Source organism: Amycolatopsis jejuensis (assembly GCF_000717335.1).
In the GTDB taxonomy this organism is placed as follows: Bacteria; Actinomycetota; Actinomycetes; order Mycobacteriales; family Pseudonocardiaceae; genus Amycolatopsis; species Amycolatopsis jejuensis.
In genome coordinates, this window is sequence record NZ_JNYZ01000010.1 from 205,209 (window position 1) to 220,793 (window position 15,585).

The following is a 15,585-nucleotide window of genomic DNA, read 5'->3' on the forward strand; positions in this document are numbered from 1 at the left end:
TTTCAGCGGTCGGAACGCAACGTCGCCGGGTCGAAGGATTCCCAGTCGTCGTCGGCAACCGGAGCGCGCGGAAACCGCCGTTCCCCCAGCCGTTCGGCACGCAACCGCTGGAACTCCGCCACGGTCATCCCGGGATCGTCGTCGGCGGCACGGGCCGGGGCAGGCTGCCCGGACAGCTGTTCCACCAGCTGAGCCTGCTCCTCGCCCAGCCGCAACGCGACCTTGTTGTAGCAATCCTGCGTCGCCTCGGCCATCGCGACCCGCACGACCTCCAGCACCAGCGCCGCCACCCGCGACGGATCGCCGTTGACCACCGAAGGCGCGAGCCACAACCGCTGCAACGCCCCGAGCGCATCCACGGTGACCTCGACCGTGCCATCCAGCGCATGCGCCGACCCGCGCGCCTCCGCCATCAACGACGCCACCTGCGACAGCGCTTCCTCCCGCGCCCGCGCCTGCGCGATCAACTCCCGCGTATTCACGGCATCTCCACCGCATCGTCATAGTCCGGATCATCCGGGGTCAGTGCGGCGTACCCGAGCGCGGCCAACTGCCCAGGCTCCAACACCGGCGACAACACCTCGTACATCCGATCCCCCGCCCGCCGCGTCGCGCGGCGCGACAGCTCCATGACCTGCGCCGCCACCGCGTCCGAGCCGCTGCGCAGCGCCGACCGCGTCAACGTGAGCCCGGTGAGCAACCCGCCGGGCGCGACTTCCACCGACACCCCGGGGGCCGAAGCTTTCCCCACCACCGGCCCGGAGCGCGCGAACCGGGCCGCGGCGTCGTCGCCCGCGCGCTCGGCCCGCTCCGTCATCCGCTGTACGGCGAGATCCACGTCGAACTCAGTCACCATTCACCCCGTCGGCCGGTAGAACCCGATGAACTGCTGCCCGGCATTCGTGGTGCGGATCTTGCTGATCTGCACCGGATCCCCGGCCTCGACCATCTGCCCGTCGCCGATCACCATCGCCACGTGCCCGGACCACACCACGAGGTCACCGGGCAACAGCTGGTCGATGGACGGCACTTCGGCGCCGACGGTCTGCTGCCGGGCCGTGCGCGGCAATTGCAGCCCGGCATCCTGGTACGACGTCATGGTGAGCCCGCTGCAGTCGAGCCCCTGCCCGCGCGCGGTGCCGCCCCACACGTACGGCACGCCGAGCTGCGACAGCGCCGCCCGCACCGCTTTCGCCGCGGTTTCGTTGGGCGCCATCACGGTTTTCCCGCCCGGCAGGTTGATCCCGACCCCGCTGCCCGGCTGCGGCGGGACGGCCACCGGCAGCCGTGGCTTGATCGCAACGCCACCACCGCCGTCTCCCCCACCGCCGCCGCTGGGAGCCACGTGCGCGCCATTGTTGTTGTACGCCTGGGGAACTGTGGTGGCGGACGAGGTGGTGGTGGCATCCGACCCGCCGAGCCGGGTGCCGAGGTCGGTGAGCTTGCCGAGCGTTGCCTCGGTGAACGTGGCCGCCTGACCGGTGAGCTGCCCGATTTTGGTCTGCAGCTGCAGCAAAATCTGCCGCGCCGCCGCCGCGCGGCTCTCCGGCGGCTGGATGCCGTTCACCGCCGCGAGGGCTTTCATCGACGATGCGAGCTCGCGCAGGATCTGGTCGCGGACCTGGTCGTTGCGGATCTCGCCGACGTGCAGCGTCTCCGCTGCCTCGGCCACCGCCCGCTCGATTTCCGCGCTCTCGTCCAGCAGGTCCTGGACTTCCTTCTCCAGCCCCTTCGACGTCGCGACGGCGCGGTCGGTGGTGGCGCCGGAACTGGCGCCCGCCAGATTCACCCGCTGCCCGCCCGCGTGCGCATTGGCCTGCCCGACGGACGCCTGTAGCGCGACATGCCCGTCGCGGGCGCCGCCGATGGCCGCCGGGTCGTGCTTCAGCTTGACGGCGAACTGGTTCGTGGTTTCCAGGCTGCCGCGAACCAGATGGTCGACCGCGTTCACGTAAGCCTGCGCAGTGCGTCGCCGTGTTCCTGCTCGACCGCGGCGTAGTTGCCCTGGGTGCGCCGCGCCGCCTCGCCGACCTGGTGCCAGCCGCCGCCGAGCGCGTGCAGCCGTTCCTGCAACGCCCGCATCCGCGCGCCGTACGCACCGGCGAACCCGGATTCGTCGCCGATCGCCGAGAATCCATGGCCGGACAGCGTCACGTGCGGCCCGACGTGCTGCCACGCGGCGGCACGCACCTCGTCGCCGAGTGGATCGACCTGCCGTGCGTAGCGCTCATACGCGCCGTCATCGACGTGAAAACCGGACACAACCCGCCCCTCCCCTGAGCCGTAAGCCCAGGTTAGCGGACGGGTTGTGGTCGATCAGGCGAATTGACCGGATCAGGCGGTGCCGTCGAGGACCTTCGCGAGCCAGTCGCCGGAAGCGGAGATGGCCTTGCCGTTCACTGCGACCGTGGGCGTACCGAAGCCGACCTGGCCGCCGCCGAAGTCCTGCTTGAGCTTCGGGTCGTTCTCGATCTGCTGGAACGCGGCCTGCAGCTGCTGGTTGTACGTGCCGGCGTTGACCGTCTGCGCGAACTTCGGGTCGGTGATCCCCAGGTCCTGGCCGAGCTTGACCAGCTGGGCCTTGTCGTACCCGCGACCGCCTTCGGTTGGCTGGCTCTTGAAGAGCGCGTCGTGGAACGCGGTGAACTTCTGCTCGTCCGCAGCGGCGAGCGCGGCGTTGGCCGAGTCCACCGAGTACCCCGGCGGGTCCGAACGCTCGTTGAGCAGCGTCACCATGTGGTATCGCACGGTGAGCTGGCCGTCGTTGATCGCCTTCTCCATCCGCGGCCCGTAGTCCTTCTGCAGCTGAGCGCAGTACGGGCACAGGAAATCGGCGTACACGTCGACCGTCTTCGGCGCACCCGGCTTGCCGACCGACACCACGACGCCGTCCCGCTTCTCCACCACGCCCGGGCCGAGCGTGGCGGTGCCAGCCGGGATGGCGCTGTCCTGTGTCGCGTTCTTGCTCGAGTTGATCCACAGCACGCCGCCGATCACGAGCCCGGCGAGGACCACGACGGCCACCACCACGGCGATGACCTTCTTGCGGTCCCCGCCCGACGAACCCCTCGCCTGGGCGACCGACCTCGCGGCTGCCGCCTGCTGCCGGCTCTTCCGCGCGCTGCGCTCCGCTCCACCCACTGTTACCGATTCCCTTCCGCGATGCTCGTGGGGTAGTCGTCCGAGACCTCACCGGAGTTCCCGGGCTTCTTCCCACGGCCCCACCCGAGCCAGCCGTCGAGTGATGCCCAAGTGCGCGGCCGTACCAGCAGCCACAGCGCGAGCAGGGCGAAGCCGGTGTCCCGCAGGATTTCCTGCGGGTACTGCGTCTGCCCCGCGGCCACCCGTCCGCCGCCGCCGAAGCACCCGCAGTCGATGCTGAGCCCGCGGGCCCACGACTGCGCGATCCCGGCGATGAGCACAGCCAGCAGCAGGAGCGAAACGCCCGCCACCCAGCGCGTGGCCAGCCCGGCGAGCAGCAGCAGCCCGAGGGCCAGCTCGAGCAGCGGCAGCGCGGTGGCGGCCGGTCGCACGAGCGCCTGTGGCAGCACGTCGTAGGCCTGCACGGCGATGTACGTCTGCCCCGGATCGGCGATCTTCACGCCCCCGGACACGAGCCACACGGCAGCCAGCCCGAGACGGGCCAGGGTGCCGATGGTGTCGAGCACGGGTTGGGGCAGACGGCGCACGAGCCTAGGCTAGCCGTCTGACCTGAGAACTCTGTGAGCAGGCAGGCTGGCGTCGGGGAGGCGGACATGCGGGCACGGCGAGCGCTCGCCACGCTGTTCGTGCTGGTCACGTGCGTTTCGTGCGGGGCGGGGACGGTGTCGCGCGACGATCCGCTGCCCACCAGGGCGCGTGACGGCGACCACCTGACGATCGGCATCCGGTTCGACGCACCCGGCCTTTCACAGCGGACCATCGACGGCCGGTTCACCGGATTCGACGTCGACGTCGCCACGTTCGTGGCCCGTGAGCTGGGCGTGGAGCCGGACCGGATCACCTGGCACGAGACCACGCCGGCCAGCCGCGAGACCGACCTGTCGTCCGGCGCGGTGGACCTCGTGGTGGCCACGTACTCGATCACCGACAAGCGCAAGCAGCAGGTGACCTTCGCCGGGCCGTACTTCGTCACCGGACAGGATCTGCTGGTGCGGCGCACGTCGGCGGACATCACCGGCCCGGAGAGCCTCAACGGACGGCGGCTGTGCTCGGTGACCGGGTCGACGCCCGCGCAGATGGTGAAGGACAGGTTCGCGCAGCGAGTGCAGCTCGTCGAGTACCCGCGGTACCCGGACTGCGTCACCGCGCTGCTGGCCGGCCAGGTCGACGCGGTCACCACCGACGCGGTGATCCTCGCCGGGTACGTCGTGCAGAACCCCGAGCTGCTGCGCGTCGTCGGACGCACGTTCTCCACCGAGCGCTACGGCGTCGGCCTGCGCAAGGGCGACACCACCGGGCAGCGGGCGGTGGACGACGCCATCCGGAAGATGGTGTCGAGCGGCGCGTGGCTGAAGTCGCTGCAGGCCAACATCGGCCCGTCGAACTACCCGCTGCCGAACCCACCGGAGATCACCGAGCAGTGACCGACCTGCCTGACCTGCCTGTTCGCGCGGTACTGCCGTCGGTGCTCGCGGCGCTCGACGACCACGGCACCGCGGTGCTCGTCGCGCCGCCCGGTACCGGCAAGACCACGCTCGTGCCGCTCGCACTGAACCGCGGCGACGGACGCGTGGTGGTGGCCGAACCGCGGCGGCTGGCGGCCCGAGCTGCCGCCTCGCGCATGGCAGCCCTGCTGGGCGAACCCGTCGGCGAGACGGTCGGGTACGCGGTGCGCGGCGACCGGAAGGTGTCGGCGCGCACGCGGATCGAGGTCGTGACGTCGGGCCTGCTCGTACGACGGGTGCAGCACGATCCGGAGCTGGCCGGGGTGTCGACGGTGCTGCTCGACGAATGCCACGAACGCCACCTCGACGCCGATCTGCTGCTCGCCCTGCTCCTCGACGTCCGCGCCGGACTGCGGGCCGACCTGCGGCTGCTCGCGACGTCGGCGACTGTCGCGGCCGGACGGCTCGCCACACTGCTCGGTGACGCGCCGGTGATCACCGCGGTTGCCCGTACGTATCCGGTGTCGTTGACCTATGGCGCGCGGGGTGAACGCATCGAAGCCACGGTGGCGTCGACCGTCCGAAAAGCACTGTCCGAAGGGGACGGTGATGTCCTCGCCTTTCTACCTGGCGCTGGGGAAATCGCGCGTACCTCGGCGTTACTGGGCTCGCTCGATGCCGACGTGCTACCCCTGCACGGACGGCTTTCGGCGGCCCGGCAAGACGAAGCGTTACGACCACGTGAGCGTCGCCGAGTCGTGCTGGCGACGGCCGTCGCGGAGTCGAGCCTGACGGTTCCGGGCGTGCGCGCGGTGGTGGATTCCGGCCTCGCGCGGGTCCCGCGGGTCGACCATCGGCGCGGTCTCGCCGGGCTGGCCACCGTGCGGGTTTCGGCGGCGGTGGCCGAACAACGCGCCGGACGGGCCGGGCGGGAGGCGCCGGGTCGCGCGTACCGCTGCTGGCCGGAGCACGAACAGGCGACGCTACCGGCGTATCCCGAGCCGGAAATCCGGACCGCCGAACTTGCGCGGTTTGCGTTGGAGCTGGCGTGTTGGTCCACTCCGGACGGTAGCGCGCTGTCCTGGTGGGACCCGCCCGGCGAAGGCGCGCTCGCCGCCGCGCGAAAGCTGCTGCACGCCCTGGGCGCGACCACCGCGGACGGCGCCATCACGCCACGCGGCCGGAAGATGGCAGACCTGGGCCTGCATCCCCGGCTGGCACGCGCATTGCTGGACGGCGCCGCCGCGGTGGGCGCGCGAACGGCCGCGGAAGTGGTGGCACTGCTGGATGCGGGGTCGACCCTCACCGACGTAGAAGCCGAATTGCGGCGGCTCCGCTCCGCGCCCGACGATGCCGCCCGACGGTGGCAACGCGAGGTCCGGCGGCTCAGCAGGTTGGTCGATTCCGGAGGGGCTTCTTCGGACGCTGCGCTGGTCGTCGCGCTCGCGCATCCGGAACGCTTGGCGCGACGGCGAACCGGGTCCGCGCCGGTGTACCTGATGGCCAATGGCACCGCGGCCGAGCTGCCGGGCAGCCTGGGTAACGCGGAATGGCTGGCCGTCGCCGAAGCCACCCGTGACCCGGGCCGCGCGCACGGCACGATCCGGCTTGCCGCGACAGCCGACGAGGCACTCGCCGTCCGCGCGGCGCCGACGCTGGTGTCCGAAGTGGACGAAGTGCACTGGGACGGCGATGTGGTGGCACGGCAGGTCCGGCGGCTGGGCGCGATCGTGCTGTCCGAACGGCCACTGCGGAATCCGGACCCACAGCTGGTGCACGATGCGGTAGTCGCCGGGTTGCGCGCGGAAGGCCTCGGATTACTGCGCTGGAGCCAGGACGGTACCCGGCTGCGCGAGCGGCTGGCGTTCCTGCACCGGGTACTGGGTCCGCCGTGGCCGCCGGTGGACGACGAGACGCTGCTGTCCTCCATGGACACCTGGCTGGACCTTTCCCGGGTCCGCCGTCGTGCCGACCTGGCCGCCCTCGACGCCGGTACCGCCCTGCGCGGCCTGCTGCCATGGCCCGAGGCGGCGCGGCTCGACGAACTCGCGCCGGACCGGCTGGCAGTCCCGTCGGGTTCGCACTACCGCGTGGACTACCGCGGCGACCAGCCGGTGCTCGCGGTGAAACTGCAGGAGACATTCGGCTGGACCGCGACGCCGTCGCTCGCCGGAGTGCCGATCGTGCTGCACCTGCTGTCCCCGGCGGGCCGTCCGGCCGCGGTGACCGCCGATCTGGCGTCCTTCTGGCGCACCGGGTATCCCGCAGTCCGCGCCGACCTGCGTGGCCGTTACCCGAAACACCCCTGGCCGGAGGACCCGGCCACCGCCACCCCCACGCGGCACACCACCCGCCGCGCGTCGTCGTGACCCCTGCCGAAAGTCGGGGTCGGGCCGGGCCGGTCGGCTGATGTCCGCGATGGCCGTGCGGGCGCAGACTTCACCCTATGATCACGTTTCGCGGAGTGACGAAGCGCTACGGCCGGAAGACGGTGGTCGACCGGCTCACCTCGGTGGTCGAACCGGGCGCGGTGACCGGGTTTCTGGGGCCCAACGGCGCGGGGAAGTCCACCACCATGCGGATGACCGTCGGGCTCGACCACCCCGACTCCGGCGACGTCCTGATCCGTGGCAAACCGTATGCGGAACTACGGTTTCCGCTGCGCGAGGTCGGGGCGTTGCTGGATGCGAAAGCCGTCCATCCCGGCCGGAGTGCGGGCAAGCATCTGCTCGCGATGGCGCGCAGCAACGGGATTGCCGCGAGCCGCGTCGAGGAGGTGCTGGCGACCGTCGGGTTGAGCGACGTCGCAGGCAAACGCGCTGGGACGTTCTCGCTCGGCATGAGCCAGCGGCTCGGCATCGCGGGCGCCCTGCTCGGCGACCCCGGCGTGCTGATGTTCGACGAGCCGGTGAACGGCCTCGACCCGGACGGCGTCCGCTGGGTCCGGCAGCTCATGCGCTCGCTCGCCGCCGAGGGGCGCACGGTGTTCGTGTCGAGTCACCTGATGAGCGAAATGCAGCTGACGGCCGACCATCTGCTGGTGATCGGCAAGGGCGCCATCCTCGCCGACGCGGCAATCGGCGACTTCATCGCAGGCAACTCACGCAGTTCAGTGGCCGTGCGGGTGCCGGAACCGGGCGAGCGCGAGAAGCTCACCGCACGGTTGCGCGCCGATGGTCGTGCGGTGCGGTTGGGCGAAGACGGCGAGTTGCTCGTCGATGACGCCGTTTCCGCCGAAGTCGGGGATCTGGCGTACGAACTGGGGATCCGGCTGCACGGGCTGGGCGAGCGGACTGCGTCGCTGGAACAGGCGTACATGGAACTCACTGCGGGATCGGTGGAATACGGGGTGACGGCATGACGAGGCTCGCGATTTCCGCGGAGTGGACCAAGTTCTGGTCGGTCCGCGCGACATGGTGGTGCCTGATCGGCGGGGCCGCGCTGATGACGATGTACGCCGTGATCGCGGCGCTGTCCGACCCGAGGCCCCCGCACGCGATCGTCGCCGGCGGGGCGGTGTACCTGGTCGAATTCTGCGTGATCTCGGTCGCGACGCTCTTCGTGACCAGCGAATACACGAGCGGCTCCATCCGATCGACCCTGCAGTGGGTACCAGTGCGCTCACGCGTGACGGCCGCGAAAGCCGCGGTGCTGGTGCCGGTGCTGTTCGCGTACGGCATCTTGACGGCGATGCTGGGCATGGCGGTGTCGAAGATATTCGCCTGGGACGGTGCGTCGACGTCATTCTCGCAAGGCACGATCGCCGCACTGGGAATGGGCGCGTACTTCGCGTTGCTCGGCGTGCTCTGCCTCGGCGTGGCCTTCGCCCTGCGCAGCGCAGCAGGCACCCTGGTGACCGTGATGGTGCTGCTTCTGCCGTTGCCACTGCTGCTCGCGTCGGCCATTTCCCCCGCGATTGCCACGGTTTTCCCGTCTTTTGCGGGGATGAACGCAATGGTCCCGCCCGGCGAACCGAACGCGGTGATCGGCGGATTGCCCCCGTACGGCCCCTGGGTAGCCGTGCTGATCTGCGCCTGCTGGGCAGTAGCCGGAGCCATCGGCGGCACCACGATCCTCAACCGCCGCGACGCCTGACCCGGTTGCCCGGCAGGATGGGGTCGTGCCTGAGCCGCTGACCCTGCCCGAAGAGTTCGCCCTGCTGTCGCTCTCCAGCAGCGGCAAGGTGATCGACGCAGGTCAGGCGGAGGTCGGCTGCGCAGTCGCCGAACTGGCCGAACTGGCCCTCCGCGGGCGGTTGGTGGTCGAGGCACGGAAGTCGCGGGTCTTGGGCCTGGACGTACACCACCTGCGCAACACCACGATCACCGTCCTCGACCCCACCCCGACCGGCCTGCCGTGGGCCGACTCCGCACTGTCCGCCCTCGCTACGCCGACGGCCCCGCACAAATGGGTGCGGGCCGCTCGGCGTTCCCCCGCCACCGGGGCGCCCTGCTCATCCGAGGCCTGCTCCACCAGGTCCCAGGACGCGGCTTGCTCCACCGCGACCGCTACCCACCGGACCCAGTGGTCTGGACCAGCCTGATCGAAACGATCGCCGCCACGACCCCGTCCCCGCCGGACGCACACCTGATGTTCCTGACGGACCTGGCCCTGTCCGGCGAGCTGTTCAAAGACCTCGGCCTCCCCCGGCCGTCCTGGAAACAGCTCCGCTCCCTGATCCCGCCCCGCACCCGCCACCACGACAGCTGACCGCAATGCCCATGTCCGTGAAGGCCACCTTCACGGAATCTGATTCCCTCATGGTTCCCTTCACAGCCCTTCACCCAACGCACCGCCGCGCACCCCGGTGCCGCTAGTCGGCCAGCAGCGCGCGGAGCCGGGGAAAGAGGTCGAGCGCGGAGCCGCGGGCGACCTGGTCGAACTGGTCACCGGTGAACCCGCGGTAGTCGCGCAGGCCGTTCGCGTTCTCCAGGGCCAGCTCGGCGGGCATGAACGGGAAGTCGCTGCCGAACAACATCTGGAGCGGGTCGACCAGCTCCCGCAGCCCGTGCAGCTGCCCCGGGTTGGCCGACACGGCCAGGTCGTAGTGCAGCCGCTGCAGTGAGGCGAGCACGTCCGTCGAGGGGTTCTCGCGCAGACCTGGATAGATCACCGACGAGAGGGCGAACCGGTGCGCCAAGGCGGGGATGGCCCCGCCGGCATGCGTAAAGATCAGCTGAAGGCCTGGGTGCCGGTCCAGGGTGCCCGAGAACAGGACGTTGGCCACCGCCCTGGTGGTCTCGATCGGGAACTCCAGCACCGAACCAGGCAGCGAGTGCGGCACGCCGCCACGCTCCGGCAGCGCGGGGTGGACAAAGACCGGCACCCTTCGTTCGGCCAGCACTGACATCAGCGGCTCGAGCCGGGGGTCGCCGAGGTAGAGCCCCCCGGCGTTGGTGTACATCCCGACCCCATCCAGCCCGAGCTCGTCGAGGGCGTACTCCACCTCGCGCACTGCCCCGTCCACGTCCGGCAGCGGCAGCAGCGCGAACGCGCCGAACCTGGCCGGATAGCGCGCCACCAGCTCGGCCAGGTAGACGTTCACCATGCGGGCGATCCGCCGGGCATCCTCGCCGCGCACGCCCGCCATTCCGGGAGCGATGGAAAGGATCGCGGCCTGGATACCGCCCTTTTCCATCAGGGCCAGGCTGTCCTCGGGCGTCCAGGCCGGAAACGGGACGCCGGGGATCGACGATTTCACCCCGGCCTCGGACAACGCCGTGACATAGTCCGCCGGGATGGCGTGATGATGCAGGTCGATGAGCTGTTGTCGTTCCATCGGTCGCCTTTCGCCGGGGCGCCGTCGAGCGCCGTCAGGGTCAACTCGGTGGTCCGCGAGAGGCGAGCAGGGCCACCGCTCAGTCGACACCGCCCTCACCACAACGCAAGCCTACTTGCGATAAAGCCAAGAACGCAAGGAGACTTGCGTTGAATCTTCCCTGGTCTTATCGTCGACCAACATCGCAGGTCGACTTGCGATAGGCGTGAACGGTGCGCCGGACATGGAGGATCGCGAAATGACATCCAGGCACGCCACCGTCCTCGGCGGGGGAATCGGCGGGTTGACCGCCGCCGCCGCGCTCGCCCGCCACGGATGGAGTGTCCGTCTGCACGAGCGTCAGCCGGAGATCCGCGCGCTGGGCGCGGGAATCTACCTGTGGGACAACGGGCTTTTCGCCCTGGACACGATCGGCGCGCTCACCGAGGCGGCCGATGGGGCGCACAAGGGGCCCGCGTTCGAGGTACGGGCGGGTTCGGGCAAGCAGCTGTATCGCATCCCGGTCAACGGCGAAGGCCAGCCTCGCAACTACGCACTGCTGCGCGACAAGCTCATCACCGCCCTGCACAAGGTCGCTCGTGACGTCGGAGTGGACCTCGTGACCAGCTCGGCGGCCGTCGCCGCACGGCCCGACGGCACCGTCGAGTTCGAGGGCGGCGGGTCCGAGTCCGCCGATCTGGTCGTCGTTGCCGACGGGGTGCATTCCCGGGTCCGGGACAGCCTCGATCTGCCCTACCGGCGGATCCGCATGACGCAGGGCGCGGCCCGCGCCCTCGTGCCCTCATCGCCGGACTACCTTCCCCAAGCGGATGCCGCGAAGTCCCTCGAGTACTTCCACGGACGCCGCCGCTTCCTCTACACGCCGATGACCTCGGAGTCCGCCTACCTGGCCTTCACCTGCGACCAGAACGACGCGGCGATGGCAGGCGGACACCTCGATGTCCGCGCGTGGAGCCGCAGCTTTCCGCAAGCGGCCCGCTTGGTCGAGGCCGCGGCGGAGGTCCCGCTTCGGTGGGACACCTTCGAGTTCATCCAGCTCGCCGGCTGGTCGCGCGGCAAGGTGGCCCTGCTCGGGGATGCCGCGCACGCCCAGCCGCCGTACCTCGGCCAGGGCGGTGGTACGGCGATGACGAACGCGATCGCGCTGGCCGAGAACGTGAGCCGGCGCCACGTGTCGCTGAACGAGGCTCTCCGGTCCTGGGAAGCGAGCAACCGGCCTGCCGTCGAGAAAACGCAGCGCTCCTCGTACCGGATGCGCCTGCTGAATCCGCTGCCGGACCGGCTGCGTGATCCGTTGCTGACCGCGATCGGCAGGTCACGAGGGTTCATCGATTCGCAGGTGCGGTCCTCGCACATGCGGCCCCGGTCGAGCGGCAACTGAGAAGAACCGGCTGGCGCTCAAGAACATCACCCTGCTCACCGTCAACGAAAGCCGTCCAGCACATCGCAAAGGAGCGACGATGCCGACGACACCATCCGGATCCCTGCCCACCGATGGGGAACCCACCGAAGTCCCGCGCGACCAGCCCGTCGAACCGACGTCACCAGCGCCGCGCCGTCCAGCCGGGCAACGGAGAACGTTGCTGGCCATCGGCCTGGGAACGTCCATCGAGTGGTTCGAGTTCGGCCTCTACTCCATCTTCGCCCCCTTCTTCGCAGGCCAGGTCTTCTCCTCGGCCGACCCGGCGGCGGCGCTGCTGGCGGCATTCGCGGTGTTCGGTGCCGGTTTCGCGATCCGGCCGTTCGGCGGATGGCTCTTCGGCTGGCTCGCCGACCGGCACGGGCGGCGGGTTTCGCTGCTGTGGTCGGTGGTGTGCGCGACCTTCGGCACGCTCCTGATCGCGGTCGTGCCGACCTACGCGTCGGTCGGCATCCTTGCGCCGATCGTCCTGCTCCTGGCCAGGATGCTCCAGAGCATGGCGCACACCGGAGAGGCCAGCGCCGCTTACACCTACATGTCGGAAGCCGCCCCGGACCACCGCAGGGGCCTCTGGGCCAGCTCGATCCTCTGCTTCGGGGTCGGTGCCTCGCTGGTCGCCTCCCTCATCGGCGCCGCATTGACCTCGCTGCTCAGCCATGACCAGATGACGGCGTGGGGCTGGCGGCTCCCGTTCGTACTCGGCGCACTGGTCGGTCTGCTCACGGTGTTCCTGCGGCGCGGACTGCAGGAGACCACGGCATTCACCCGCGAGACCCAGGCCAGCGGCCTGGCGCGGCGGCCGTCGTTGCTGCGGGTCCTGTGGCTGCACCGCATCGCCGTCGGCAAAGTCTTCCTGCTGATGGGCGCCGGTGGGGTGCTCTACTACTCCTGGGCGGTCGCCCGCCCCGCCTGGGCGATCAGCGTCCTGCACCTCGACCCGTCCGCGGTGTACCTGGGCAGCGCACTCTCCGACCTGCTCTTCGTCATCTTCCTCCCGATCTGCGGTGCCTTGTCGGACCGTTTCGGCCGGAAGCTGAACTTCTACTTGTTCGCGATCGGCGTCGTAGCACTGTCGTTCCCCCTCGAAGCGCTGTCCCGCGGGGGCGCGGTGTGGCAGTTCGCCCTCGCCAAGGCGATCGCGCTGATCGTCTTCGCACTCGCCGGGTCGGTCACTCCGGCGATCCTGGCGGAACTTCTCCCGACCGGCGTCCGCGGCATCGGCATCGGCATCCCGTACGCGTTCGCCGCGATCGTCTTCGGCGGGTTGACGCCCTATCTCTGGACGTCGCTCGACCGCGCAGGCCACTCCAGCCTGTTCCTGATCTACGCATCGGCGGTCGCGGTGGGCGGAGCACTCGTCATGTACTTCGGCCGCGAGACGCGCGGCATCGACCTCTCGGACGTGCCCACCAAAGGCAATTAGCTGCGGGGAGCGATACCGGTCAGCACGATGTCGACCGCCGAGACCAGCGACGAATGTTCCAGCTTGGCACTGACGTGCGTGACGTGGATGTGGATCAGCCCGCCGAGAAGGTAGAGGACGAGATCGGTGTCGGTGTCCGGGTCGACGTCGCCTCGCTGCTTGCCGCGCTCGATGATCGCGCCGGCCGCCTCGAACCGGCGCGTGAAGAACTCGCTCAGCGCTTCGTTGACCTCGGGATCATTGGTCGAGAGCATGAAACCGGTGAACACCGTCGCTCCCGTCGGGTCCCCGGCGAGCGAGTTCAGCTCCTCGAAGAAGGTCAGCAGGTCGGTCCGGGTGGAGCCGGTGTCGGGCACTGGAACCGAGCGCTGGTGGTAGGTCAGCACCGCATCGGCGAGCAGCCGGGGTCGCGTCTTCCAGCGCCGGTAGATCGAGGTTTCGTGAACGCCGACCGCATCGGCGATGTCGGCAACCTTCGTGTCCTCGGCGCCGACGGCCTGGATGCGGGCCACGGTCGCGTCCAGCACCGCATCGTGCAACCGCCGCCCTCGCAGCGCGCGGGTGGGCGAGCCGGCCGATGTCGACATGAGTCCCCCGCCACGTTGGTCCTTGCCCGGTATCTCCCGGGCACCATCGACGATACCAACATCGCAACTCCAGTGGCGTTCCAGGAAGCGTCGCCATCATCGGAGCGGGCGTGCGCGGTGGCGGCGGCGCACGGAGAGGTCCATCGGGATCACGAGCCCGCGTAGGTCACCCTGCCACCGGCCATCGTCCAGGTCACCTCGGTGTCCGGCAGCGCGTCCGGGTCCCGCACTACGTTGTGGGACAGGCAGGTGAGGTCGGCCGCCCGCCCGGCCGACAGAGTCCCGACATGGTCTTCCTCGAAGGCGCACCACGCGCTCGACGAGGTGTACATGCGCAGCGCCTCCGCCACAGTGATTGCCCATTCCGGCCCGACGACGCCCGCGGACCTGGTGGAGCGCGTGACCGAGCTCTGAATCCCGAGGAGGGGGCTGAACGGTGCCACCGGGCTGTCCGATCCCCCGCCCACCGGGAGCGAAACCTCGGTCAGATACTGGCGCAGCGGCTCGATGTCGTGCGCTCGCTCGGCACCGAGGTAGTGCTGGAACCCGGCGGCCAAGGCGTAGTGCAGCGGCTGCTGCGCCGTGACGGTGAGGCCAAGGGCGCGGACGCGGGACCAGTGGTCCGGCCGCGGGTACATCATGTGGATGAGCGTCCAGCGGCGGTCGGCAATGGAATGCGTGCGGTGCGCAGCCTCGAACGCCGTGAGCACCTCGTCGATCGCCGCATCTCCCACGCAGTGCACGCCCACGTGCCAGCCGGTCGGCGCGGCCGCCTCACACAGTTCCCGGAGCTCCTCACCCCCGATGAGTGCCTTGCCGTGTGGATGCTCCGGGTCGTCGGGGTGCTCGTACGGGTCGCGATAGCATCCGGTCTCCACGCCCCCGTCGACCCCGACCTTGAGACCGAAGAGACTGGTCCAGTCCTCCCGGTACGGCTGCGGGCCGATGCCGTACCGAACCGCCCGCACTGCTTCGCCGATGTCCCTGTTGCTCTGGGCCACCCGCCACATCATGCGAACCCGGAGCGGGAGCGCCCCCTCGTTTCCGAGCCGCCGGATGAGCTCGATGTCGCCGGGCTGCAAGCCGGGCTCGATCACGCTGGTGATCCCCGCCCTGGCGTAGGCCTCCCCGGTCGCAGCAAGCGCCTGCCGCTTGCGGAGTTCCGGCACGGCAGGCAGCCGGGCCGCCAGCCGAGCGACGTAGGCGGTACCGACCACGTGGCCGGTCGGGCGGTCGCCGGCACCGCGCACGACGGTGGTACCCGGCTCCTCGCCGCTGGTCCGCTCCACCTCCAGCACTTCGAGCGCGCGGGTGTTGAGGACGACGTTGTGCCCCCCTCTCCGCATGAACACCGGGCGGCCGAGGGACACGGTGTCCAGTTCCTCCGCGGTGGGCATCCGTTGCTCCGCAAGGGCGGATTCGTGCCAGGCGGCGGAGGTGACAATCCATTCACCGGGCGCACCGGTACCGGCTGCCGACCGGACCACGTCGAGAATCTCCGCGATCGAACGGCACTCCGCAAGGCTGGGCTGGAGCATGGCCATGCCCGTCATGAGCAGGTGGTTGTGCGAGTCGAAGAACCCGGGAACCAGCAGACCCCCGAGCCGCTGCACGTCCGTTTTCGGGCCCCGCAAAGCATGCATCTCGTCGAGCCGCCCCAGCGCGAGGATGCGGCCGTCCCGGATGGCAACGGCATGGTCCGGCAGGACATCACCCGGTGCGACCACCGCGTCGGCCGCCACGATGGTGTCCGCTTGCTGAGTTTCCAC

At 70.1% G+C, this 15,585-nt stretch carries 17 protein-coding genes; 8 read left to right on the plus strand and 9 right to left on the minus strand.

Annotation, left to right across the window (positions count from 1 at the left end; genetic code table 11):
- Positions 1–2: 2 nt before the first annotated feature.
- The 6 genes from OO71_RS14595 to OO71_RS14620 all read right to left on the minus strand — a co-directional run bounded on the left by OO71_RS14595 (position 3) and on the right by OO71_RS14620 (position 3,668).
- Complete coding sequence (locus OO71_RS14595; protein WP_033290280.1) at positions 3–482, minus strand: YbaB/EbfC family nucleoid-associated protein; 480 nt, start codon at positions 480–482, stop codon at positions 3–5.
- On the minus strand, positions 479–856 hold the full coding sequence (locus OO71_RS14600) for a hypothetical protein (RefSeq protein ID WP_033290281.1): 378 nt from the start codon (positions 854–856) through the stop codon (positions 479–481). Before OO71_RS14600 ends, OO71_RS14595 begins: the two co-directional genes overlap by 4 nt.
- Complete coding sequence (locus OO71_RS14605; protein ID WP_033290282.1) at positions 857–1,951, minus strand: C40 family peptidase; 1,095 nt, start codon at positions 1,949–1,951, stop codon at positions 857–859. It lies immediately after the preceding gene.
- Entirely contained in the window at positions 1,948–2,262 is a 315-nt protein-coding gene (locus OO71_RS14610; protein WP_033290283.1) for a hypothetical protein, read from the minus strand. The genes OO71_RS14605 and OO71_RS14610 overlap by 4 nt, the downstream gene beginning before the upstream one ends.
- A 72-nt stretch (positions 2,263–2,334) precedes the next feature.
- Complete coding sequence (locus OO71_RS14615) at positions 2,335–3,141, minus strand: DsbA family protein (RefSeq protein WP_033290284.1); 807 nt, start codon at positions 3,139–3,141, stop codon at positions 2,335–2,337.
- 2 nt (positions 3,142–3,143) lie between these two features.
- Complete coding sequence (locus OO71_RS14620) at positions 3,144–3,668, minus strand: MauE/DoxX family redox-associated membrane protein (RefSeq protein WP_033290285.1); 525 nt, start codon at positions 3,666–3,668, stop codon at positions 3,144–3,146.
- A gap of 87 nt (positions 3,669–3,755) precedes the next feature.
- On the opposite strand from OO71_RS14620, the gene OO71_RS14625 reads away from it, so the two are divergent.
- The 6 genes from OO71_RS14625 (at position 3,756) to OO71_RS14650 (ending at position 9,317) form a co-directional block, all read left to right on the plus strand.
- Positions 3,756–4,586, plus strand: coding sequence for a glutamate ABC transporter substrate-binding protein (locus OO71_RS14625; RefSeq protein ID WP_033290286.1), 831 nt, complete (start codon positions 3,756–3,758; stop codon positions 4,584–4,586).
- Positions 4,583–6,976 (plus strand): ATP-dependent helicase HrpB, encoded by a 2,394-nt coding sequence (hrpB, locus tag OO71_RS14630; protein ID WP_033290287.1) that lies wholly within the window; start codon positions 4,583–4,585, stop codon positions 6,974–6,976. Before OO71_RS14625 ends, hrpB begins: the two co-directional genes overlap by 4 nt.
- A 77-nt stretch (positions 6,977–7,053) precedes the next feature.
- Complete coding sequence (locus OO71_RS14635; protein WP_033290288.1) at positions 7,054–7,968, plus strand: ATP-binding cassette domain-containing protein; 915 nt, start codon at positions 7,054–7,056, stop codon at positions 7,966–7,968.
- Positions 7,965–8,702, plus strand: coding sequence for an ABC transporter integral membrane protein (locus tag OO71_RS14640; protein WP_033290289.1), 738 nt, complete (start codon positions 7,965–7,967; stop codon positions 8,700–8,702). The genes OO71_RS14635 and OO71_RS14640 overlap by 4 nt, the downstream gene beginning before the upstream one ends.
- 25 nt (positions 8,703–8,727) lie before the next feature.
- A complete protein-coding gene (locus OO71_RS47385) occupies positions 8,728–9,150 on the plus strand; it encodes a GPP34 family phosphoprotein (RefSeq protein ID WP_051791554.1) in 423 nt (140 codons plus the stop codon).
- Positions 9,132–9,317 carry a hypothetical protein gene (locus OO71_RS14650; RefSeq protein WP_033290290.1) on the plus strand — a complete coding sequence of 62 codons (186 nt, stop codon included), beginning with the start codon at positions 9,132–9,134 and terminating at the stop codon, positions 9,315–9,317. The genes OO71_RS47385 and OO71_RS14650 overlap by 19 nt, the downstream gene beginning before the upstream one ends.
- A 103-nt stretch (positions 9,318–9,420) precedes the next feature.
- On the opposite strand, the gene OO71_RS14655 is transcribed toward OO71_RS14650, so the two are convergent.
- On the minus strand, positions 9,421–10,386 hold the full coding sequence (locus OO71_RS14655; protein WP_033290291.1) for an amidohydrolase family protein: 966 nt from the start codon (positions 10,384–10,386) through the stop codon (positions 9,421–9,423).
- Between the two features lie 238 nt (positions 10,387–10,624).
- On the opposite strand from OO71_RS14655, the gene OO71_RS14660 reads away from it, so the two are divergent.
- Positions 10,625–11,767: an FAD-dependent oxidoreductase gene (locus tag OO71_RS14660; protein WP_033290421.1), complete on the plus strand. Its 1,143-nt coding sequence runs from the start codon at positions 10,625–10,627 to the stop codon at positions 11,765–11,767.
- A gap of 79 nt (positions 11,768–11,846) precedes the next feature.
- Complete coding sequence (locus tag OO71_RS14665) at positions 11,847–13,229, plus strand: MFS transporter (protein WP_084144945.1); 1,383 nt, start codon at positions 11,847–11,849, stop codon at positions 13,227–13,229.
- Here the strand turns inward: OO71_RS14665 and OO71_RS14670 are convergent.
- Positions 13,226–13,816, minus strand: a complete 591-nt coding sequence (locus OO71_RS14670; protein WP_033290293.1) for a TetR/AcrR family transcriptional regulator — start codon at positions 13,814–13,816, stop codon at positions 13,226–13,228. The genes OO71_RS14665 and OO71_RS14670 overlap by 4 nt on opposite strands.
- Positions 13,817–13,965: 149 nt before the next feature.
- Positions 13,966–15,585, minus strand: a complete 1,620-nt coding sequence (locus tag OO71_RS14675; protein ID WP_033290294.1) for an amidohydrolase — start codon at positions 15,583–15,585, stop codon at positions 13,966–13,968.

Excerpts from the sequence above, each read along its gene's own strand:
- OO71_RS14600 (WP_033290281.1), bottom strand. The coding sequence starts at position 856 with ATGGTGACTGAGTTCGACGTGGATCTCGCCGTACAGCGGATGACGGAG.
- OO71_RS14635 (WP_033290288.1), top strand. The coding sequence starts at position 7,054 with ATGATCACGTTTCGCGGAGTGACGAAGCGCTACGGCCGGAAGACGGTG.
- OO71_RS14640 (WP_033290289.1), top strand. The coding sequence starts at position 7,965 with ATGACGAGGCTCGCGATTTCCGCGGAGTGGACCAAGTTCTGGTCGGTC.
- OO71_RS14660 (WP_033290421.1), top strand. The coding sequence starts at position 10,625 with ATGACATCCAGGCACGCCACCGTCCTCGGCGGGGGAATCGGCGGGTTG.
- OO71_RS14655 (WP_033290291.1), bottom strand. The coding sequence starts at position 10,386 with ATGGAACGACAACAGCTCATCGACCTGCATCATCACGCCATCCCGGCG.
- OO71_RS14625 (WP_033290286.1), top strand. The coding sequence starts at position 3,756 with ATGCGGGCACGGCGAGCGCTCGCCACGCTGTTCGTGCTGGTCACGTGC.
- OO71_RS14665 (WP_084144945.1), top strand. The coding sequence starts at position 11,847 with ATGCCGACGACACCATCCGGATCCCTGCCCACCGATGGGGAACCCACC.
- OO71_RS14670 (WP_033290293.1), bottom strand. The coding sequence starts at position 13,816 with ATGTCGACATCGGCCGGCTCGCCCACCCGCGCGCTGCGAGGGCGGCGG.